Origin of the sequence: Cernens ardua (genome assembly GCF_051251085.1) — a bacterium.
GTDB classification, from domain to species: Bacteria; Pseudomonadota; Gammaproteobacteria; order Pseudomonadales; family Halomonadaceae; genus Cernens; species Cernens ardua.
Map to the genome: position 1 here is coordinate 258,983 of NZ_JBPCZH010000004.1, position 20,618 is coordinate 279,600.

The 20,618-nt window shown below is 49.2% G+C and carries 18 protein-coding genes; 8 read left to right on the top strand and 10 right to left on the bottom strand.

The window, feature by feature from the left end:
• Positions 1 to 171 precede the first annotated feature (171 nt).
• On the top strand, positions 172 to 1,050 hold the full coding sequence (locus LMG33818_RS09175) for an AraC family transcriptional regulator (protein WP_442323077.1): 879 nt from the start codon (positions 172 to 174) through the stop codon (positions 1,048 to 1,050).
• A gap of 201 nt (positions 1,051 to 1,251) precedes the next feature.
• On the opposite strand, the gene dld is transcribed toward LMG33818_RS09175, so the two are convergent.
• The gene (gene dld / locus LMG33818_RS09180) at positions 1,252 to 3,021 is read right to left on the bottom strand and encodes a D-lactate dehydrogenase (protein WP_442323078.1); all 1,770 of its coding nucleotides are present in this window, start codon (positions 3,019 to 3,021) and stop codon (positions 1,252 to 1,254) included.
• Positions 3,022 to 3,416: 395 nt separating this feature from the next.
• Between dld and LMG33818_RS09185 the strand changes: the two genes are divergently transcribed.
• Both LMG33818_RS09185 and LMG33818_RS09190 read left to right on the top strand, forming a co-directional pair.
• Complete coding sequence (locus LMG33818_RS09185; protein WP_442323079.1) at positions 3,417 to 4,022, top strand: protease inhibitor I42 family protein; 606 nt, start codon at positions 3,417 to 3,419, stop codon at positions 4,020 to 4,022.
• Between the two features lie 287 nt (positions 4,023 to 4,309).
• The gene (locus LMG33818_RS09190) at positions 4,310 to 4,492 is read left to right on the top strand and encodes a hypothetical protein (RefSeq protein WP_442323080.1); all 183 of its coding nucleotides are present in this window, start codon (positions 4,310 to 4,312) and stop codon (positions 4,490 to 4,492) included.
• 26 nt (positions 4,493 to 4,518) lie between these two features.
• Here the strand turns inward: LMG33818_RS09190 and LMG33818_RS09195 are convergent, their stop codons facing one another.
• From LMG33818_RS09195 to LMG33818_RS09205, 3 genes are read right to left on the bottom strand one after another with little or no spacing between them, the layout of a single operon-like run.
• Entirely contained in the window at positions 4,519 to 4,950 is a 432-nt protein-coding gene (locus LMG33818_RS09195; RefSeq protein WP_442323081.1) for a hypothetical protein, read from the bottom strand.
• A 37-nt stretch (positions 4,951 to 4,987) separates the two neighbouring features.
• Positions 4,988 to 6,082 carry a GTPase gene (yjiA, locus tag LMG33818_RS09200; protein WP_442323082.1) on the bottom strand — a complete coding sequence of 365 codons (1,095 nt, stop codon included), beginning with the start codon at positions 6,080 to 6,082 and terminating at the stop codon, positions 4,988 to 4,990.
• A gap of 11 nt (positions 6,083 to 6,093) precedes the next feature.
• A complete protein-coding gene (locus LMG33818_RS09205) occupies positions 6,094 to 7,911 on the bottom strand; it encodes an aminopeptidase P family protein (RefSeq protein WP_442323083.1) in 1,818 nt (605 codons plus the stop codon).
• Between the two features lie 306 nt (positions 7,912 to 8,217).
• Between LMG33818_RS09205 and LMG33818_RS09210 the strand changes: the two genes are divergently transcribed.
• The 3 genes from LMG33818_RS09210 to LMG33818_RS09220 all read left to right on the top strand — a co-directional run bounded on the left by LMG33818_RS09210 (position 8,218) and on the right by LMG33818_RS09220 (position 11,022).
• Positions 8,218 to 8,742: a gluconokinase gene (locus LMG33818_RS09210; protein ID WP_442323084.1), complete on the top strand. Its 525-nt coding sequence runs from the start codon at positions 8,218 to 8,220 to the stop codon at positions 8,740 to 8,742.
• Between the two features lie 428 nt (positions 8,743 to 9,170).
• Positions 9,171 to 9,692 (top strand): YbaY family lipoprotein, encoded by a 522-nt coding sequence (locus LMG33818_RS09215; RefSeq protein WP_442323085.1) that lies wholly within the window; start codon positions 9,171 to 9,173, stop codon positions 9,690 to 9,692.
• Positions 9,693 to 9,909: 217 nt separating this feature from the next.
• The gene (locus tag LMG33818_RS09220) at positions 9,910 to 11,022 is read left to right on the top strand and encodes an App1 family protein phosphatidate phosphatase (protein ID WP_442323086.1); all 1,113 of its coding nucleotides are present in this window, start codon (positions 9,910 to 9,912) and stop codon (positions 11,020 to 11,022) included.
• A 39-nt stretch (positions 11,023 to 11,061) separates the two neighbouring features.
• On the opposite strand, the gene hpxO is transcribed toward LMG33818_RS09220, so the two are convergent.
• From hpxO to LMG33818_RS09235, 3 genes are all read right to left on the bottom strand, one after another.
• Positions 11,062 to 12,225 (bottom strand): FAD-dependent urate hydroxylase HpxO, encoded by a 1,164-nt coding sequence (gene hpxO, locus LMG33818_RS09225; RefSeq protein WP_442323087.1) that lies wholly within the window; start codon positions 12,223 to 12,225, stop codon positions 11,062 to 11,064.
• Between the two features lie 354 nt (positions 12,226 to 12,579).
• Positions 12,580 to 13,443: a sugar phosphate isomerase/epimerase family protein gene (locus LMG33818_RS09230; RefSeq protein WP_442323088.1), complete on the bottom strand. Its 864-nt coding sequence runs from the start codon at positions 13,441 to 13,443 to the stop codon at positions 12,580 to 12,582.
• A 105-nt stretch (positions 13,444 to 13,548) separates the two neighbouring features.
• Positions 13,549 to 14,157: a VC0807 family protein gene (locus LMG33818_RS09235; protein ID WP_442323089.1), complete on the bottom strand. Its 609-nt coding sequence runs from the start codon at positions 14,155 to 14,157 to the stop codon at positions 13,549 to 13,551.
• Positions 14,158 to 14,341: 184 nt separating this feature from the next.
• On the opposite strand from LMG33818_RS09235, the gene LMG33818_RS09240 reads away from it, so the two are divergent.
• Complete coding sequence (locus LMG33818_RS09240) at positions 14,342 to 15,598, top strand: D-alanyl-D-alanine carboxypeptidase family protein (protein ID WP_442323090.1); 1,257 nt, start codon at positions 14,342 to 14,344, stop codon at positions 15,596 to 15,598.
• 145 nt (positions 15,599 to 15,743) lie between these two features.
• Here LMG33818_RS09240 and LMG33818_RS09245 read toward each other — a convergent pair whose 3' ends face one another.
• Both LMG33818_RS09245 and LMG33818_RS09250 read right to left on the bottom strand, forming a co-directional pair.
• On the bottom strand, positions 15,744 to 16,742 hold the full coding sequence (locus LMG33818_RS09245) for an isocitrate dehydrogenase (RefSeq protein ID WP_442323091.1): 999 nt from the start codon (positions 16,740 to 16,742) through the stop codon (positions 15,744 to 15,746).
• A gap of 178 nt (positions 16,743 to 16,920) precedes the next feature.
• On the bottom strand, positions 16,921 to 17,499 hold the full coding sequence (locus LMG33818_RS09250; protein ID WP_442323092.1) for a C40 family peptidase: 579 nt from the start codon (positions 17,497 to 17,499) through the stop codon (positions 16,921 to 16,923).
• Positions 17,500 to 18,013: 514 nt separating this feature from the next.
• Between LMG33818_RS09250 and LMG33818_RS09255 the strand changes: the two genes are divergently transcribed.
• Positions 18,014 to 18,307, top strand: coding sequence for a hypothetical protein (locus tag LMG33818_RS09255; protein WP_442323093.1), 294 nt, complete (start codon positions 18,014 to 18,016; stop codon positions 18,305 to 18,307).
• 172 nt (positions 18,308 to 18,479) lie between these two features.
• On the opposite strand, the gene LMG33818_RS09260 is transcribed toward LMG33818_RS09255, so the two are convergent.
• The gene (locus tag LMG33818_RS09260; RefSeq protein ID WP_442323094.1) at positions 18,480 to 20,126 is read right to left on the bottom strand and encodes an acetolactate synthase large subunit; all 1,647 of its coding nucleotides are present in this window, start codon (positions 20,124 to 20,126) and stop codon (positions 18,480 to 18,482) included.
• Positions 20,127 to 20,618: the final 492 nt, after the last annotated feature.

Here is a 20,618-nt window from a genome sequence, read left to right on the forward strand (position 1 = left end):
GGAAGCATTCTGAACGCATCTGTTTTGAATGCACCTGTTTTGAATTTAATTACTCTGAATAACACTGTTTTGAATGAAAGTATCAGGTCATTACATCCACTGCATCTGTGATGGCAGGTGATACATCTGTAGAAACATCCTGTTTATAGTGCCGTCCAGTGGAGAGTTGGAATGTCTATAGATCAGACGTCTTTAGGGGCGCTTGTCACTGAGCTGAGCGGTATGGTAACTCATGAGGGGCTGACCTCGACCCCTCTTGAGGGCGTTAATCTGATGGCAGCTTTCTCACACTATCCTCGTACCCCATTGATGTACGAAGTGGGGTTGATCATTGTGGCGCAAGGGGGAAAGATCGGGTATTTGGGAGAGCGGGAAATCCATTATGGGGCGGGCCATTATCTGGTACAGGCCATGCCGCTCCCTTTTGAATGTGAGACACGCGCGACGCCTGAAGAGCCTTTGCTCGGGTTATCCATTCGCTTGGATCGTTTGCATCTGGCTGAACTGGTTGCTCAATTACCGGCTCAATCCTCCGTTATGCCACCCGACCCTATGGCGGCAGTGGCTTTAAATGAAGAGGTAACGGATGCCGCATTGAGGCTGGTGCGTTGTTTGAAGGATGCTGTTGCTTGTCGGGTATTGGGCGAGGGGCGTTTACGAGAACTCATCTTTGCAGTGTTAAAGGGGCCTCATGGCGATTCCCTGCGTCGCCTGATTGTTGACCGAAGCCATTATCTGCGTATTGCTGAGGCATTACAGTTTATGCAGGAACACTACACCCATGCATTGAGTGTTGAGCAAATAGCGCGTCAGGTGAACATGAGCACGTCGCATTTTCATCACCATTTCAAGCGAATTACTCAGGCAGCCCCTCTTCAATACTTGAAGCAATTGAGGCTGCTTAAGGCCAGGGCTCTATTGGCGGAAGGCTCTCTTCAAATAGGACAAGTGGCAAGTCGGGTGGGATATCGTTCAAGCTCGCAGTTTTCGCGCGAATATAAACAGTATTTTGATAAAAGCCCCATGCAGGATAGCCTGCACAGAGCATAGCGTTAACACAGGGCTTAGCGTTAGCAATGTTGCCTTGAGCATACTGACGCCTACAAGGAGTTGTGTGCATCGTATTGGTGTGTGTCAGCACTCAGTAGGCCATTACTGACATATGCAGATACTCAAATGGATAAGCACTGACCCACTCAGCTTGAACAGGCGCGCTTGCGCATGGCCTGTTCATGTCCAACAATGCGTGTATCAGTTCTCGGTTTCAGTCTCGACTTTTTTGCCGCCGGGAGCCTTGCCCCAGTACTTCAGTTTGGACGTTTGACCAATACCCGGATTGAAGCAATTGCAGGGGTCCAGTTTTTCATAGAAGTTGGCCAGATCCGGTTTTGCGTGGTACAAGTGTCCAACATTGTGTTCCGCCGGATATTCTGCACCCCGTTTGTCGAGCCCCTTCCACATATCGTGTTCGACATCCATGCAGTCGTTCCCTTTTTTCACCACGTAGTCCTGGTGCATGACGTGGCAAAGGAAATGACCATAATAGAGTTTTTTCTCCAGCCGGTTGTCGATCTCGGGGGGAAGGTGTTCGAACCAGTCTTTATCATTTCGGCGCAAAGCAACATCCAGCGCGACAATGTCTTCAACTTCCTTGTGGTGAACCGTACGATAACGAATGGCTGCTCCTGCCGCAGCGAAACGCTGTAGAAATGCCTTGGTGCCCTCTTCATCAGTACACTCGAAGAAATCAGCCTGATTTTCTCCGTATTCTTTCAAGGCATCGGTCAGGAGTTCACGCGTGGATTCCAACTGGTCTGATGGGATGCGCAGCAGTAGATAGTGCTCGAAACGGTCGCGGTATTCACGCATGCGTTTGGGCAAGTGGTCAGGAAAGAAGTGGAAAAGCCACTGACTGAGCCTGTCCGTTAATCCATGAATATTGAAGCGACCAAGAAATGCATCCATGGCGCCTTTCATCGCGAAGATTTTCGGTAGTCGATCCGTCCCCAGTTTCTCAATCATGACGAAGGTATCTTTGCCATAGACGTCTGCGATATCGAAGGCCTCGCGGTGTAAATACTCTCCTGCAATGGGTAATTCCCGATCGGGTGAGAGGAACTCGCGACGAATTTTACTCAAGGCCTCTGTACTGTTGGTACCAATATAGAAGACTTTTGAGGGGATGGCTTCGAAGGTATCAAGTCGGACAGCAAAGAGACTCAGTTTCCCTGCATTACCCGAGGCTTCGTGAAGACGTTGGGGGTCTGCATTGAAGCGGGCAGGTGTATCAGCATCGATGTCACGGACATGTTCCTGATAGTTTTGATCCGAAGCGGCACCTGCATCGTTGGAGATATCGGCTTGTGTGAAATCTCCCTTTTCAAGGCGAGTCAGGATTTCCTCCGGGTCATCGCCCAATTCCACACCCAGGTGGTTAACCAGCTTGAGTTCACCATCCGCTGTACGCTGTGCATAGACAGCCAGCTCTGTATAGGCTGGGCCACGGCGTACTAATGCACCTCCCGAGTTATTTGAAACACCGCCAAAAACGGAAGCCCCGATACAGGATGAACCAATAACGGAGTGAGGCTCGCGGTTCAGTGGGCGTAATTCTCTTTCGAGATGATACAGCGTGGCCCCCGGGAAACAGATCACCTGTTTACCATCATTGATTAGATGGATCTTGTCCATTCTACTAGTACTGAGAATGACGATATCGCGATCATAGTCGTCCCCGTCAGGAGTAGAGCCGCCTGTTAGCCCTGTGTTGGATGCCTGCATGAGAACGATAACATCAGCTTCTTCACAGGCTTTGAGGATTTTCCACTGTTCAACGAGTGTGCCGGGTTGCACGACAGCCAGTGCTGGACCATCGCCAAAACGAAATCCTTTGCGGAAACGCTCAGTGCTGGAAGGCTCTGTCAGCGTATGTTTGCTGCCAACAATGCCTTTGAGACGTTCGATAAGGGATGTTTTTTCATCCTGTGTCAATTTCTTTGCGGGTTTGGGTTGTGCTGCCATGAGTGTAGTCCCCCCCTCCATGTTAAAATTCTTCATCTACCACGTTACGCTCAAAGCGCTGAAGCTGGCGAGTCGATTATTGGGCTCGCCAGTCGAAATCCATCAATAAATACATTTTAACATACCAATAATATATGGTTTTTAGTTTTTCAATACTAAAAAAATATCACTATCGACGTTTGCATGAACTTTCCTTACCCTCTTAGTACTTTAATGAGTACCTGAATTAGTACCTGAAACATGGCAATACCCGAAATATGGGGTGTCGCAATACAATGACTTTAGCTCAGATTAAATGATCACCTGATTTCATACGTTCTGTCGGAAGCGGTCATTGCTGAAACACCTCTCTGCCTATATCTCTCTGCTTATATATAGTGTCAAGGAAGTAAAACATGCGTTTTGGATGTCGATCGATAACTCTGCTGGCCCTAGCGACTACTCTGAGCGCTCTGTCTGGCTGCGCTGTTCTTAATTCACAGGGGGCTACCCAACATGCACAGGGCGAGGGTGCGCATCGTCAGTCGGGCCTGAAGATCGGGAATGCCGCATTACCCGCCTTTGCCCAAACGTCAGGAAATACTGCTGACAGTTCCTCCGCCAGTGATCCCTATGCAGACGCCGGCTCACCAGAAGCGATCATCTATACTCGTGAACCGTATGTGGTTGTCAGACCCGGGGATACAGCCCATTGCCGTCGGTTGGTCGTCCCTGTCGGAAAAACGGTATCTGTGCGCCTGCCAGCCAATACGAAAAGCGGGCTTGCATGGCAATTGGATAATCGTCCCTCCGGTTTAGCATTGCTGACGGCGCCCAAGGCAGAACAACGCGATTCTTCTGATACAAAACTCATTGCAGGGTCGAAAACCGATGTTGTCTATGATTGGCGCTTCAAGGGGGAGTCCCGTGGGCATGGCGTGCTTCGTTTGTTGTATCACAACCCGAACGCACAGCAGGAAGCGGCAAAACGCACTTTCCAGTGTGGTATCACCGTCGAATAGATACTGGCTAAACAATCCAGAGGACAGGCCAGAGGATAGGATAGGCTGCGGGTTCTCACTCTGTTTGAAGCGAGCGAATGGCCGTGCTGTCCTGTTTTGTCAGGAGGAGGGGAGTAGACGACGTATTAGAGCGGACAAGGCTTGTTAGGTCGCCATTACAAAGGTTACAAAACGCGACGATTTTACAATTTAAGTGACTGGTAATGTGGTTACCTGCGGATTATCGTCTTTAGATGGCCTATTTACTTTAGAACAGGGCCCGACTAATGATGATAGAGGTAATGACCATGAGTTTAGCTTATTGCGTAGTCCCCCACTATGACCAGGAAGAGCCGACCAGGGTAAGGGGTTGGTGTGTGGTAGAACGTTCCAGCCACGCGGATAGATCCCTGGGCTGCTATCCTTCTCAGGAAGAAGCCCAGGCTGTTTGTCAGCGTCTTTCCGGGCAGGTAGAAAACGAGGTCGCCTGATCAGGTAAACCCGATAGGGTGAATATTCATATTGTTTTTTCATCGCCAGAAGTGGGCCAGCGTTTTTCCACTTCTTCTGTATCGTATGCTTCCGCCAAGGCCAGTTTCAGTTCTTCCGTGAGCTGTGCCTGATTCAGCCTAATACTGCTATTTGTCTCATGCAGTTTGTCAAGTAACAGGGCAAGGCTTGTTTTAACGGCATTCACTGCAGCATCCACTTCTTCTTCGCTGGCTTCGTGATCAATGGGCTCGGCCCCCAATACCTCCTTGGCGGCCTCAACCACTTCGTCCCCATACTCTTCGCGTAACCATACGCCTACAGGATGTGTAAGCCCCTGTAGTTGCTCATACGAGAGGTTTGCCTTTGCATCCTCGAGTTGTGCAAAGACTTTACCAATGGTTAGTGCTGTAAATCCAACGGCCGAGATCTGTGCCTGCGTGGGGATGGTAGTACTCATGTTTATTCCTTGGTCATGATCCTGTGACTGATCAGAGTCAGCGTAACAGGGATCGCTCTGTTGTCTGTGCAAAGGCTTCACGGATGTTGGCTTCGGGAAGATGCTCGCCGATAATTACGATAACACTTCTGCGCTTTTCTTTGCCCCATGAGCGTCCCCAATCAAAATTATACAGTTTGAAGACTCCTTGAAAGACCAAACGTTCTTCTGCACCATCAATATCAAGTACCCCTTTGTAGCGCAATAAACGATGGCCATGTGTTTCAAGTAGATCGTTCATGAAGATACTGAAGGTATCAATATCGATGGGATACAGGCTTTCCAGCACCATGGAAGAGATACTGGACGTATGTAAACTGTTTGCAGAATCACTCGTCACCGATGGAGCATGGAATTGCTTTTTCTTTTGCCCTGAATGCGACGCTGGCGTGAACAGCAATTGATCCGGTTCAGCTTCCAGTTCGAACCCTTGCAAGCCAAAGACTTCATCAAGAGGAACCTCGCCCTGAGTGATAAACAGGATAGGGGCCCGCCTGTTGATGTATCGCAGCTGTTCGGTTAACGCCTGCTTCTGTTCAGCTGAAATCAGATCACTTTTGGTCACCAGCAATTTGTCGGCAAAGCCGATTTGTGCCTGCGTAATGGGGCGCTCAAGCTGTTTGGAGGCGTGTAGGCCGTCTACCAATGTCAGAATACCTTCCAACTGATAGCGCTCCCGAACAAACTCTTCGGAGAGAAACAGCTGAGCAATGGGCCCGGGGTCGGCCATGCCTGAGCACTCGATGATGAGTCGGTCAAAGGCTAGCTCACCTGAATCCCGCTTATCCAAAAGAGTGATCAGTGTACGCTCAAGATCAGCACCGATAGAGCAGCAAATACAGCCATCGGCCAGCGTCACGATCGTTTCGGCGGCATCTCCAAGCAGTTGATCATCGATACTCGCTGAGGCGAATTCATTTTCAATGACGGCAAGCTTCAAATGGCTATCCGCTGCGAGTATATGCCGGAGCAGGGTCGTTTTCCCTGCGCCCAGTGCACCACTGAGCAAGGTCACAGGGATAAGTGGATATGGGCTTTCTGTCGTTTGATTATCGGCGCCGGAGTGTTCCGGCACCGTCCTGGTGGATGTCATGAGGGTATCGCTTAATCAATGGGACGGGTTTTTTCTTCAAGCCATTGGCCGACCTTTTCATCCAGATGGGGCGTGAGGCGTGCTCTCACCTCTGCATGATAGTCATTCAGCCAATCCACTTCTTCCTGAGTCAACAGTTCCCGGATGATAGGGCGAGTATCGATGGGGCATAATGTCAGGGTTTCGAACGTAAGGAACTCGCCGAATTCACCATCCGCTGTGGTGAGCTCCCTATTGGCCACCAGGTTTTCGATACGAATACCCCAACGACCGGCGCGATACAGCCCGGGTTCAATAGAGGTAATCATGCCCTTGCGCATGGCGCGCTCGGGGGTTGGCGGTGTTGGATAGGCAATACTTTGTGGCCCTTCATGTACATTCATGAAATATCCCACACCATGGCCGGTGCCGTGGCCAAAATCGAGTCCCTGTGCCCACAGCGGTGCCCGTGCGATCGCATCAATGGAGGGCGCCTTGATACCCTCGGGGAAGCTGGCACGGGAAAGTGCAATCATTGCCTTGAGAACGGTCGTGTAATCACGCTTTTGCTGTTCATTGGGCGTGCCGATGGCGATGACACGGGTAATGTCTGTCGTACCATCAAGGTATTGTGCCCCTGAATCGATAAGTAGAAGGCCATCGCCCTTGATCTCCGAATAGTCATTCGGCAAGGCACGATAATGAGGCAATGCGCCATTTTCGTTGAAACCGGCGATCGTTGGGAAACTCAGAGAAACATAGTTTTCCTTGGCTGCACGGCGTGCTGTCAGTCGTTCGTCGACTGTCAGTTCCGAAACAGATTCACCCGCAGCGAGAGCTCGTTCGAAGTCCTCGAAAAACTCACACAGCGCAGCACCATCCTTTTCCATGGCGTGACGCACATGGGCAAGATCAGCATCGCTTTTACACCCTTTCGCAAGTGTGGTCGGGCTGATACCGGTAATCAGTTCGGCGCCTTCTGGCAGGGCTTCATAAAACTTCAGACTGACTTTTTGTGGGTCGAGCGAAATAGTGGCATCTTCTGGCAACGTTTTGAGCGTATCCAGTATTTCCTCATAGGCCACCAGCGTAATCCCTTCCTCTTTCAATTCGGTTTGCAGAGCTGATGGAATCTTGTCCAGATCGACGAAGAGCAGGGCCTGATCCTGACCGATCAGCGCATGAGCAAGAAACACGGGGTTATAGTCCACATCACTGCCACGTAGTGTGAAAAGCCATGCAATATCATCGAGGCTGGATAGTAGCTGCCATTCTGCATCGCGCTTTGTGAGCGCGTCACGCAATTGAGCAAGTCGTTCAGTCCGCGGGGTCCCCGCATATGGATCGGGGTGGGCATAAATGGGCTCTTTAGGCAATGGGGCGCGGTCTTGCCAGATGTCGTCGACAACATCGATATCAGTGATCAGAGTAATACCCTTGGGGGCCAATGCTTCCTCGATCTGAGCGGCTGCCGTAACCGATACAACGGCGCCATCGATCCCAACCCGGGCTCCTGAAGGGAGAACCTCGGCCAGCCAATCATAGTAAAGGCGGTCATGGGTCATCTTCTCAAGGTGGATGCCAGTACCCTGCAGTTGTTTTTCGGCCTGTACCCAATAACGGCTATCCGCCCATAGTGCGGCATCATCAGCCAGTATGACCAATACTCCAGCAGAGCCGGTAAATCCGGACAGCCATTCACGTTGTGAAAAATGTTCCGGTACATATTCAGATAGATGAGGGTCAGAAGAGAGTGCAATCCATGCGTCCAGTGAGGCTTCTTTCATTTTTTGACGCACAGCGGCCAGGCGGTCAGGAACCGTAGTGAGATGAGTGATGGAAGTGTCCAAAGTAATAATCTCTTAATATTAATGGCTAATGGAATTCGTGGCGTGTGACTGTTATATCTTTTATATCACGACAAACCGGTGTGGGGTGGATGACCCTACCGTACACTGGCAGTTCAGGCATAAGACCAATTGTTAAGAACCTTGACCATGCGCAGTGACATGCAAGCTGGCGAGGGTTTCAGAGGGGAGGATCTTGCGGCTTCCCCAGTTAAAACATGGTGCCCGCCAAAGCAAGGTGGTACCGTTTTCTTTAATTTTAAGATGGATGAATACATTGTCCAGCATTCAGCCACGGAGTTTCCAGTGATGCCAAATACCTTTGCAATCATTTTTATGGGTGTATCAGGCTCTGGCAAGTCTACAACGGCGGAAGAGTTCGCAAAATTTATCAGGTGTCCCTTCGCTGAAGCTGATGATTTTCACTCCAAGGCCAATATTGCCAAGATGTCAGCGGGTATTCCGCTGCAGGACGAAGACCGCTGGCCATGGTTACGCTCCATTCAGGAGTGGATTTCGAACGAAAGCGCACAAGGCCACAATGTTGTATTGACCTGTTCTGCACTAAAGCGTAGTTACCGTGAGTTACTCGGTCAGGCCAATGCGAAAGTACGATTTGTCTTGTTGGATGTTGATCGTGACGAATTGGTCAAACGTATGACATCAAGAGAAGATCACTATATGCCTGTGTCATTACTCGATTCGCAATTGGCGACACTTGAACGTCTTGCACCTGATGAGCCGGGGATTACCCTGGATGCCAACATGCCGACACAGGATATTATCGCGAACGTTTCCGAGTTTATGGATATTGAAACGGCAACCTCCTCTTGATTGTATAATGGTGGGCAGTTTCTATTGGTACTATAACGATACTGGGCCGGGCATGAGCGATACTGGGCCGGGCATGAGCGATACTGGGCAGGGCATGAGATGAGTATCCTGTGTAGCTGCCCAGACGTTGTGCTCTCGCAGAGTGTATTTCGTGCTCCGTTCCGCGCTATGGATAGCTTCATGGTAGTTCGTCCTCAACCCCATTAATGTATGGGGGGACAATGCATGCGCAATTTGGCGTGCTGTTAGCGGTTTTTGCCGTTTTTAGATGTTGTGTTTTCGATATTGTGTGACAGATGAGTCCACATTTCACGTTATTTGTTGTTTGTTGCCTTCCATTCATTACGGTTTTTTATTTACATTGTGGTTATTAACATTGTTTTTTATTTATCTTGTTGATCATGTCTTTTGAATATTGTCTTTATCCCATGACTTCCACTTTTTCTCGCTTGTTCCAAACATTCGGTTTGCAACGTTTTGGTATTCACCGTCTGCGTCATCATGCTCTGTCGGGATTGATGATGTTGGTATTGATGACAGGCATATCTGCGTTATGGGCACCAGTTGCCTCAGCCATCGTAGTGTCATCCCAGGGAGCTGTTTCTCCCAATTTCATGTACAGCTTTTCGGGTTATGTTGTTTCTGAATCACGCATGTGGGTACCTGTAGGTTCGCACTTGCGTGTAGATCTGGTGGATACGACAGATCCCGCTCACCAGGTTGTAGTGGCATCCAGTGCCAGTTCCTTGCGGCGCGCGGTGCCAATGCCGTTTCATTTGAATTATCATCCGACCCGGATTATTCGAACCCACCACTACGGGTTAACAGCAACAGTTACCTCACCACGTGGAGCACGCCTTTGGCAGACGGCTTCGCCTCAGGCAGTCAGCTTTGATCAGCGGCTTCAAGTCCTGGGTTCTCCATTCGTTCTCGGGGTTACACGTGGTTAATGGTTGTTTATAAGCGGAAAGTATGGGAAAAATAGCCCTCCATGGTTTTCGTTTTTTTATTGCCATGATGAATATCAACAACCCCCAGCAAGTGTCCGGTGGCGGTATACCGTTGTGAGTGCTCATGCTTTGGGCTATTTGTTTAGGCCGCTCAAAGCTGATTTCTCGACACTTTGGGTACTATATATCCGCGCTGGTTTATGACTTGAGGTCATCGATGGGTCTACGAGGCAAGAACCCCTTCCGTGCGCTAAGGCGATGTTTAAGCGTCTATGCACGCCCCATGAAAAGTGATCATGGACGAGGAGGTCTGGTAATCAACCCTTTCAGAGGTGTTGGCTCCAGTCGTGAAGTATTCGTCATGGGCAGGGTGTTTTATCAACATGGCTTTGGTTCCAGTATTCGCGAAGGAACGTTCTATCGGGATGTGATTGACTCTTTGCGACGTCTCATGCGGCGTGGCATGGGGGGGATCAACGTTACTGTGCGATTCAATGATTCTCAAACCATTGTCAGCACCGATGATGATGGCTACTTCCGTGCCACTGTTTCTGTGGATGAAGGCCTTGAAGTGGGGCGGGTCTGGTATGAAGCAGAGCTCCGAGTGCTTGATGACAACTCGGTGAAGGCATCGACTGAAATATATATACCGCCTGCCGATGTCGATTTTGGTGTCATTAGTGATATTGATGATACGGTGATGCATACCGGTGTTGCCAACAAGGCGATCATGCTCTTTCGCCTGTTTCTTGAAAAGGCAGACAGGCGCGCGGCCTTTCCCGGTGTGGCGGCTTTTTATCAGGCACTCTATAACGGGGATGATCACCGTGAGCGCCCGTTGTTGTATGTCTCCAGAGCGCCCTGGAGTATCTACGAGATGCTCGAAGAATTTTTCCGTATCAATCGTATTCCCGCGGGCCCTGTGCTCTTCTTGCGAGAGTGGGGAATGTCACTGACACGGCCATTTCCTCGGCGAGCCAAGGATCACAAGCGCATCATGATTCGACGCATGCTGGCACTTTATGAGGATCTGCCCTTCATTTTGATCGGAGACAGTGGCCAGCGGGACCCAGAGGTATATGCCACCATCGTACGTGAATATCCGACGCGTATAAAAACCATCTATATTCGTGCAGTGAGTGAAGACAGCAGTCGTGATGAAGCCATTCAGCGTCTTGCCGACGACGTGTCTCAGGCAGGCAGCACGCTTGTTCTGGCAGAAGATACAGCCACCATGGCACGCCATGCGCTGTCCCAGGGGTATATTTCCAAGGAAGCATTGGCTGACGTGCTAACGGAAGAGCAAAGCGAACGTTCCTTCCGTTTCTGACGTTCGCTCGGTCAAAGGGGCGTGGGGCCCCCTGTTTCCCTATTCGATGGGGCCACCCTTGATGGTTTTTTCCATACCCGCCATGATATCGGCGCCGGTTTCAACGGAAAGCTCCTCGTACCACTCCTGAGTAAGCGTTGGATTCTTTCCATGCGTAATATCACAGCGCTTGTGAGCGCGTTCTATAATGGATGCTGTGCGAGATACACGTTGCTGATCAAACTGCGCCAATGCGGGCGCGATCTCCCCATCATTGGCGGCCAGTAGTTCGGTCAATACCCACGCATCTTCCATGGCCTGACAGCCACCCTGTCCCAGATCAGGCGCCATCGCATGCGCGGCATCCCCAATCATCACGACGGATTGGTCATGAAAGCGATCTACCGGCTGGATATCGTGGATTTCAACACGCGCAATACCATCGGTGTCGCATTTTTCGATCAAATCCTGTACCGGTTTGGCCCAACCGGAGAAGTGCTCTTTCAGTTCATTCCGGTACGAGGAAGAAACATTCGGCGTTCCTGCAGGCAGTGGTACATCGAGGAAAAAGTAGAATCTGTCTTTACCCATCGGCATGAAGGAAACACGTTTGCCATCACCGACAAATTGCGTCCATTCATCAGGATCAAGATCAATATCACTGGTCTTGATTCGACCATTCCAGTTGACGTATCCGCAGTATTGACGCTCTATCTGCCTATCCAGAATCTGATTTCTCAGTCGTGAATGGGTACCATCTGCCGCAATCAATAAATCAGCACTTTCAGCCTTGCCGTTATCGAACAGTACTTTTAGCCCTTGTGGAGTATGCTTATACCCCTTGCAGCGCTGGCCAAGGGTAATGTTTTCGATCCCAACAGCCTTGACCAACATATTCTGCAAAGCGCTTCGTGCAACGGGTTTTGCTGCCCGCCCTACACTGTTATAGAGCGGTTCGAGGCTGAATCTGGTGAGCCGTTTCCCCTGATGATCATAGTAGCTCATGGTTTTCATGTCACCGCTGGAGCGGTCCAACTCGGAGCCCAATCCCAGCGCATCCAGTACTTTTACGCCATTGGGCCACACTGAAATAGCAGAACCAGCAGGCGCCAATAATGCGACCCTGTCATAAAGATGCACCTGATGCCCTTGACGCTGCAATGCTATAGCGGCCGTTAATCCTCCAATTCCTGCACCCGCTATAACAATATTCAGCTGCTTCATCGATGGCTCCTCATTCATGACTGGTGAGAGATAGTAGTGGTATGCCGAATGATCATCTCTCATTCTTGTTGTGATTAGTGATCAATAATACGGTCCTGGATCATCAGGGAATTGTATGACTTGCGAATCCCAAGACTCAAGAGCAATGCGGGAAGAACGCATTACCGAGGCTATTCTGTCCAGAGAAAATTACCCTGATAAATATTATAAAGCACTCCACAAGTGATAAGTAGTGACTATGGATAAGCCATGACTACGGATAAGCAGTGACCTGCTGGCTAGCTCATACAAGTACGGCAAACGGCTAGTTGTAGGCTATGTCATCACCCGCAGGCGTGCCGTGCAGGGCTTGATTCATGTGCCAAAGATAGGATAGGTGCTGCTTTGCATGCTTGCGTAGGCTTCTTTTAGCCATTTTTCTGAAGTTCCCTTACGATGGCGATCACTGAAGATTTCGAGCGAAACAGGGCCTTGATAGCCGATCTCGAACAGGGCTTGATAAAAGGTGTCGAGCTTGAACTCTCCTGATCCCGGTAGCCTTCGACCGTGCTGGCTCCAGTCTGCCAATTGTCGCTTACATACATCATCATGGCATTGTCCCAGGAAAACGTCCCTATTGGGGGCATCCGCCAGATGTACCAGAAACAACCGATCTGCAGGAATATGATATAGGTGATCCAGCGGATCATTGCGAGACAACAGGTGAAAGCTATCAATGACCAGCCCTAGTGCGGGATGATCAAGCTCCTCGATGATCTTCCAGGCCTGCCAATAGCTATAAATGGTATGGCCCCAGGCCAACGCCTCATACCCAATGCGTTTTTGGCGTGCCTGCGCCAATTCAGCAGCAGCATGCAAATCGGCCTTGTGCCGTAGCGGGTTCGGATTGGCCTTGGCATTGCTGGTACTGCTCATTAGAAGAAGGTCTGTCTCCAGCACCTCCATAATCGAGAAAAAGTACGCCAAACGCTCACTTTGCTCTGAATAGTCACCCATCCCCGTGAATTCTTGCAGGGGCTGTAGGCAGATGGGCGTAAGTCCGAGGGTATCGAGTTGCTCTTTTATTTGTCGGACATCCAGCCGACTACTTTCAATATCGGTAATGTGAATATCGACGCCCTCGAATCCTGCTTTCGCAATGAGCGAAAGTTTGTCCGATAAGTCACCCTCCAATGCGGTGGTCGCGATGCTCGTCAGGGTATGAAGTGGCTTTGCCATAGTGTAAAGGCCTCGGTATGTGTCACTTCCATCATGAATGGCAGGGAAATGGCAATTCGGGCACGCAATGGTGTGAATACAGTGGGTGAGTTTCCACTCGGGAAACTAGCGCTTTTTTAGCCTTTTTGAATACCACACTGTCCAAAGAATAAGTATGCCATATATTCCGTACCCTACCACTGGAGAAACAATCATATAAGTGCCGATGCTCATCATGAAGACCAGAGCACAGGAGAGCAGTGCACTCAGTATCAGGCCTGCTCCCCATACAAGCGTCATCAGGATCAGTGGGCGACGTTTTTGAGGATGCTTCATTGCCAGATTGAATTGGGCAATATGCTCCGGATTACGTGCTTTTATCTGTGCTCGGGCGAGTACAAGTATAAGAGGGCGTTTGATCAGTACCGATCCAAGGAAAAACAGGCCAATGAGGGCATTAACGAGATTTTCCCTGATTTGCAAGAATTTGGCTGAACCACCCCCCGCCATTGCAAGTAGGGAAAGAGCGATACCTGCGATCACGAAGATGGATATTGCATCGATGCGTTTTTCACGAATGATTTGGACCAATGACCAGATAATAGGAGGAATGGCAGATATGATCAGCGCATGGGTATTTCCCACAGAAGGCGATAGCCAGTCATAAACAAGATAAGGCAGTAGTACGCTGACTCCCATTTCCAGCAGAAAGGGACTGATGCGTTTGCTTGGCATGGTTTGAATCTCGTTCGTCGAAGTTGGATCGTGTTTTCAAGCCGATTTTAAGAAAAATAGCCCTTGGGAATGTCAATAAATCGTGTATGTGGAGAAAATTTTCAGGTTTTCCTCGAAGGTGAATCGAAGTCACGCTATTATGATGGCTAACTTTAAAATTACCTTAAATGACTGTGATCCCTTGATGAGCCTCTCTTTTTCGTCCCAGCCTATCAAAATACATTTTCCTTTCAGTCCATCTCGTCTTATCGGGTTTATCGTTTCCTTCCTGCTGTTGCCGGTCATGCTGTCCATGACGTCTTTGGCTCAGGCACAGGAAGCTCCTTTGGGTGTTGAATCCCCCTCCTGGATATTGATTGATGGTAATTCGGGGCAAACGCTGGCTGAACATAATCCGGATCAGCGTCGCTCTATTGCGTCTCTAACCAAATTGGTGACCACTCTCGTGGTGTATCGCGCGATTGAAGCGGGACAGCTCCACTGGAATGAAATGGTAACGGTTCCTCAGGCTGTCAGACAGTTGGGTTCTGATACTTCTCGCATGTACCTGATTCCCGGGCAGCAGGTGTCTGTGAATGATCTGATGCATGGGTTGATCATTGTGTCAGCCAATGATGCAGCAGTAACACTTGCGATTGCCGAAGCAGGAAGCCTTGATAATTTCGTTGCGAAAATGAATGCGACGGCACGAAGCCTTGGCATGCATAACACGCACTTCGAAAATGTTGATGGATTAACAGAGGCGGGTCACTACTCAACGGCACGAGACCTCAGCAAGATTGCCATGACAGTAGCCAACGAATTCCCGGGGTATTTTCAGATTTCGTCACAACCCTCATTCAAATGGGGAACGTTCCACGGTGAAGCGACCAATGCACTGGTGGGGCCCCACAGTAATATTGATGGTATGAAAACCGGCTACACGCAGGCGGCAGGTTACTGCGTGATTGCTTCAGAACACCGCCCCAATGCTGACGGTAGCTCTCACCGTATCTTTGCCGTTGTGCTTGGGACCGATACCTATAACCGTCGTTTTCAGGATGCCAATAAACTGTTGGATTACGCCTATAATTATTTTTATGACGTGAATGTAGCGAGTGCCGGTGTTCCCATTGGCCAACTACCCTTGGTGAAAAGCAGTGAAAACAGTGTGGGTGTGACGGTTGATCGTAATCTTGTTCTTTCGATGCCCAACAGTATTCCAGCTAACCGCCTGAAAGGTACAATCATCGCGAATCATGCCGATTTGGAAGGCCCGATCAAGTCGGGGCAGGTCGTCGGTAAATACCAGATTTCATTGGGAAATCATGTCATTTCCAGCGGACCTGTCTTTGCCACTGAGCCTGTCGAGCGTGCAGGTTTGATTTCTCGATTCTTCTCGACCATTGGCTCCTGGTTCTCCAGTGCGCCGGCCACTTCGGTTCCCTTCAAGATCGGTTGATTCTGGCTCGATGGGAACCAGTAATAAAAAAGCGACTGCTCCGTATAGGGAACAGTCGCTTTTTCATCTCTCTTACGCCGCCTTGAGAATACTCGAATGTATTGGGTCGAGCCTACTGTATAAACAAGGCGCGTTACAGACCCGATTACAGGCGGCTTGCAATCGCCTTGGCAAAACTTTGGGTTGTACCCTTCCCACCCAGGTCGGCAGTAAGGTTATCCTTGGCTGCCAATGTATCGACGATAGCCTTGCGTAGGCGATCACCTTCTGCCTTTTTGTCCAGATGGTCCAACATCTGTGCGGCAGCCAGAAGCAGAGCGCAAGGGTTTGCCAGCCCTTTGCCTGCGATATCAGGCGCCGAGCCGTGTACAGCTTCGAAGATGGCGATATCTTTACCAATATTTGCGCCGGGGGCCAGCCCCAAACCGCCTACCAAACCAGCACAGAGGTCAGACAGGATATCACCAAATAAATTGGTAGTGACAATCACATCAAACTGCTCTGGACGCATCACCAACTGCATGCAGGCATTGTCCACAATCATGGTGTCTGTTTCGATGCCCGGATATTCTTCGCCGACTTCCTTGGCGATATCCAAAAACATACCAGAGGCACTTTTAATAATATTTGCCTTGTGAACAATCGTGACCTTTTTGCGTCCCAGGTCCTTGGCCAGTTCATAAGCATATCGTGCAATACGTTCACAGCCTTTGCGAGTGACTACGATTTCCGAACGTGCTTCATCTTCCGACCGTGTTTGACCTTCGGCACGATAGGCACCTTCGGTATTTTCACGAATTGTGATCAGGTCAATATCACTGTAGCGGGATTTTGTATTCGGGAAGCTAATTGCTGGGCGAACGTTGGCGTACAGGTCGAAATGGCGACGTAATTGTACGTTGATAGAGCTGAAACCACGGCCTACAGGAGTCATCAGAGGGCTCTTGAGGGCAACGCCATGACGCTCAATGGCGTCCAGTGTTGCTTGCGGAAGGAGTTCTCCCTGGGACTCCAGGGCAGTCGTGCCGGCTTCAACATAGTCATAGTTGAAGTCCAGACCGAGGGTATCCAGTATTTCGAGCGTTGCATCCATGATTTCAGGGCCAATACCGTCACCACGGATTACTGCTATCGTTTGACTCATCTCTCTTTCCTGTCTTTTCGTTATATCAGCCTACAGTTGCAGACCGCATTTTAGGAAGGTCTATCGTTAAGGAACTCTTGTTATTGTAGACAATATGAGCATGGATTGGGAGCGTTTAACTATCAGACCTAAGATGGATTTTAAGTTTCAAATAATTGATTTCTGAAAATTGTGGTATCTAGTGTGTAAGGGAGCCTGCACCAATAAAATGCTCTTTCCAATAAGGGTAATTGAGATGGGCATACTCTACGGTTCTGCCTCGCCCGGGGGCATGAATCATCAGGTTTCGCCCCAGGTAAATTCCTACATGCGTCGCGGTAGAACCATACCCGAAAAACAGCAGGTCTCCCGGTTGAGCTACTTTGACACGACGTACGGCATGGTATTGTTCATTGCTGGTGCGGGGGAGGCTGAGGCCCGCCGAGCGATAGGAGAGATCCGCAAGCCCACTGCAATCCAGCCCGCCTCCGGGCGTATTGCCGCCCCAACGGTATGGCACCCCAAGCATTTTATGTGCCGTTGAGACAATCGCTGCCTGACGATACGAGAGGCCCTTTAAATTCAGTGGATGATCATTGATTTGTAGAGGAGGATTGGAGGCACACCCCGCCAGGGATGTGATAAGCACGAAAGCCAACAGGACAAGGACGCTGTATGTAAGCCTTGGCATTGGGCGACGTCGCTTTTGATAATGGCCCAAGGAGGAGACGTGTTTAACATAGGGGCCAACGGCTGGAGTAAAGTGGGGCATCGTCATAGGGCTCTCGTATATGGGTGGCTTATCTCGTTAGCAACGGATACATACCGTTCAATAGGAATGAGCTATCGTTTTAACGTTAACCTTAAATAGTGCGTCTATCCATGTCACGACTGAATGATTCGGTTCTTTTATTCACTTTATTAACTGGTCTATGCGTATTTTGCATGGAAGACAATCTCTACTGGATAGTTGTTATCACTGGGCGTATCTTCGCGCGATTGCTTTTTTTCAATCTGTACTACGTTTTTTCTGGCTTTTTGAACCTGAGGAACTATGTTTCCTATTTGCGCTGTCTCGTATAGGGCCGTTCTGAATGAATGGGATAGTGCTTAGTGAAATAGTGGGCTGTTGTCCGCTGGTCAGTCGCATCAATTCAAAGAGCATGGATGACGTTCGGAATTGATGTACTTGGGGTGTTTTATCTCAAGCCGCTAGAGGTTTATGGTAGGGCTGGCAGTCCTCTTGATACGTTTTGTTGTGAATGTGAAATTCATCGTTTAAGGGCGTTTTTATGAATGTACGTAAAATTGATTGGGATAACCCCTTCAAGAATACGGCGTCTAGCTTGTTTTCATCACGTAGAAATACACGAAAACAACCTAAAATGGGATGTATTATCACTGCTCGTTATCATGGCGCTGATGTCCGCATGAGAGTGGTAGAACGAGATGGCGACAAGAGCTCTATTGCCGAAGTTATCGGTGTTGACGACAAGAATACTATTGAGGATATTCGTTCACAATTGAACGAAGGTGACACCGTTGTAGTACCTGATAGTAAAAGAGCCGTTGTTCGATACTGTTGATAGATGTGTGTATTTTAGTCTTCAATATGTTTTGAACTTTGGTAACGCGTTGAAATCGAAATGTTTTACGTCGTTATGGATTCATAAAAAGACTCGCGATCACTAAGTCGCGAGTCTTTTTTTATGTCGCTTTCGAAAAATGTATATTAGGCAAAAATGAGGCTTGAATATTTCAGGCGTTACTTACTTCTGCTTCGTGATGTTCTAGCTCATCAATCAGGACGCTAATATTATCCTTGTAATCAATGGGGATAGCGATGATTTGTACCCCCCCTTCTTCGAAGGCCTGCTCCAATGCCCCTTTGAAATCGGCAATGTCGGAAACAAAGGTGCCTTTCGCCCCGAAGGATTCAGCATAACGGACGAAATCCGGATTGCTGAATGTCATGCCAAAATCGGGGAATTTATCCACAGCCTGTTTCCAGCGAATCATTCCATAGGCATTATCGTCGATGATGAGATTGACTAGGTTGAGTTTCAGACGTACGGCGGTTTCAAGCTCCTGACTGTTCATCATGAATCCCCCATCGCCACTGACAGTCAGTACACGACGCTCAGGGCATAGCAATGCAGCAGCGATGCCTGAAGGCAAACCGGCGCCCATGGTGGCCAGCGCATTATCCAGTAACAGGGTGTTGGCCATATCGGTTCGATAGTTGCGGGCGAACCAGATTTTATACATACCGTTATCCAGCGTAACGATGCCATCTCGGGGCATGACGGAGCGGATATCCGCTACTACACGTTGGGGTGTCCAACGTTCGTCAGTCGCATGTTGCTGAATATGCTGCAGAATATTCCCACGTAGTGACAACAGCGCCCCTGCATTGGGTAAATGGTCCTTCACCTTTTCTGCCAGGCGAGTTAATGCATTGCCGATATCACCGATGACTTCTGTCTGAGGGAAATAAACAGATTCGACATGTGCCGGTTCATAACCGATGTGTACGACTTGAGGCCCGTTTTCACCCATGATGAAAGGTGGTTTCTCGACGGTATCGTGACCGACAGAAATGATCAGGTCCGCCGCATCGATGGCATCATGGACATAGTCCCGCTCACTCAGTGCAGCCGTTCCCATGTAAAGATCGCTCATATTACTGACAGCACCCTTGCCCATCTGTGTGGTAATGAACGGGATACGTGTTTGAGCAAAAAACTCGTTCAGCTTCCCTACCAATCGCGGACGTGAGGCTGCCGCGCCTAACATGACCAACGGGCGTTTTGCATCTTTCAAAAGAGCAGCCGCTGCATCCAGTGCGCTATTAGCAGCAATCGAAGGGGTAAAATCGTGAGGGGGGATCAAATGAGGATCCGGTACGTCTTCTCTGGCAATATCTTCCGGCAACTCCAGTAGTACTGGCCCCGGACGCTCTTCAGTAGAAACACGGAAGGCATCGCGTATCAGTGTAGGAATCGTTTTTCCAGAGACAATCTGACGCGACATTTTGGTCAGTGGGCGCATGGTGGAAACAATGTCGACTATCTGAAAGCGCCCCTGACGCTCGGAAAGAATGCCTTTTTGCCCAGTCAGCATAATCATTGGCATTGCACCAAGGTGTGCATACGCTGCACCTGTGGTCAGATTCAAGGCACCCGGACCAAGCGTCGTCAGGCAAACCCCCGGTTTACCTGTCAGACGACCATGTGTTGCCGCCATGAAGGCAGCCGCCTGTTCATGGCGAGTGATGGTCAATGTAATGGATGAGTTGCGGATGGATTCCACTATATCCAGATTTTCTTCGCCGGGTATGCCATAAATCCTGTCGACACCTTCGTTTTCCAGCGCTGCAACGAGAAGGTCTGAAGCTTTAGTCATTTTCTCTCTCTCATATGTCATCAGTTGTTATTCGATAAGGTGTTGTTGAAAAAGACAGCCTTGCAATCGGTATAGCTATTTTCGATATAGCAGCATGATTATTTTAATTTTATTTTAATATAATGCGCTTGTTGTGATTAATTTGCACCCCCATGATGCTTGGCCCATATCGCTAACGATTACAACAATGATCATTATGCCCGCGCCTAACCTGAAGCAAGGTACTAAATCTTCTTCTGGCTTTTGTAGCGATGTGACTACTTTATGTGATCATATTTGGCTGCCGATATCGAATCGATTTCCGTTTTGGATGCAGTTTATGCGTTATATATACGTTGAGCATTTGCTTAGACAATCTTGTTGTTTGGCAGATTGTCTATATCGCGCCAACATATTGGGACGCTTTTTTACATTCTTGTACGGCGCATGTTTATCGCTCGGATAGTAAATGGAACAGAAAGCCTTATCCAATTGATAGTCAGGTAAATGAAT

Coding starts and splice junctions, on each gene's coding strand:
- LMG33818_RS09175 (WP_442323077.1), top strand. CDS start 172: ATGTCTATAGATCAGACGTCTTTAGGGGCGCTTGTCACTGAGCTGAGC.
- dld (WP_442323078.1), bottom strand. CDS start 3,021: ATGGCAGCACAACCCAAACCCGCAAAGAAATTGACACAGGATGAAAAA.
- LMG33818_RS09185 (WP_442323079.1), top strand. CDS start 3,417: ATGCGTTTTGGATGTCGATCGATAACTCTGCTGGCCCTAGCGACTACT.
- LMG33818_RS09190 (WP_442323080.1), top strand. CDS start 4,310: ATGAGTTTAGCTTATTGCGTAGTCCCCCACTATGACCAGGAAGAGCCG.
- LMG33818_RS09195 (WP_442323081.1), bottom strand. CDS start 4,950: ATGAGTACTACCATCCCCACGCAGGCACAGATCTCGGCCGTTGGATTT.
- yjiA (WP_442323082.1), bottom strand. CDS start 6,082: ATGACATCCACCAGGACGGTGCCGGAACACTCCGGCGCCGATAATCAA.
- LMG33818_RS09210 (WP_442323084.1), top strand. CDS start 8,218: ATGCCAAATACCTTTGCAATCATTTTTATGGGTGTATCAGGCTCTGGC.
- LMG33818_RS09215 (WP_442323085.1), top strand. CDS start 9,171: ATGACTTCCACTTTTTCTCGCTTGTTCCAAACATTCGGTTTGCAACGT.
- LMG33818_RS09220 (WP_442323086.1), top strand. CDS start 9,910: ATGGGTCTACGAGGCAAGAACCCCTTCCGTGCGCTAAGGCGATGTTTA.
- hpxO (WP_442323087.1), bottom strand. CDS start 12,225: ATGAAGCAGCTGAATATTGTTATAGCGGGTGCAGGAATTGGAGGATTA.
- LMG33818_RS09230 (WP_442323088.1), bottom strand. CDS start 13,443: ATGGCAAAGCCACTTCATACCCTGACGAGCATCGCGACCACCGCATTG.
- LMG33818_RS09235 (WP_442323089.1), bottom strand. CDS start 14,157: ATGCCAAGCAAACGCATCAGTCCCTTTCTGCTGGAAATGGGAGTCAGC.
- LMG33818_RS09240 (WP_442323090.1), top strand. CDS start 14,342: ATGAGCCTCTCTTTTTCGTCCCAGCCTATCAAAATACATTTTCCTTTC.
- LMG33818_RS09245 (WP_442323091.1), bottom strand. CDS start 16,742: ATGAGTCAAACGATAGCAGTAATCCGTGGTGACGGTATTGGCCCTGAA.
- LMG33818_RS09250 (WP_442323092.1), bottom strand. CDS start 17,499: ATGACGATGCCCCACTTTACTCCAGCCGTTGGCCCCTATGTTAAACAC.
- LMG33818_RS09255 (WP_442323093.1), top strand. CDS start 18,014: ATGAATGTACGTAAAATTGATTGGGATAACCCCTTCAAGAATACGGCG.
- LMG33818_RS09260 (WP_442323094.1), bottom strand. CDS start 20,126: ATGACTAAAGCTTCAGACCTTCTCGTTGCAGCGCTGGAAAACGAAGGT.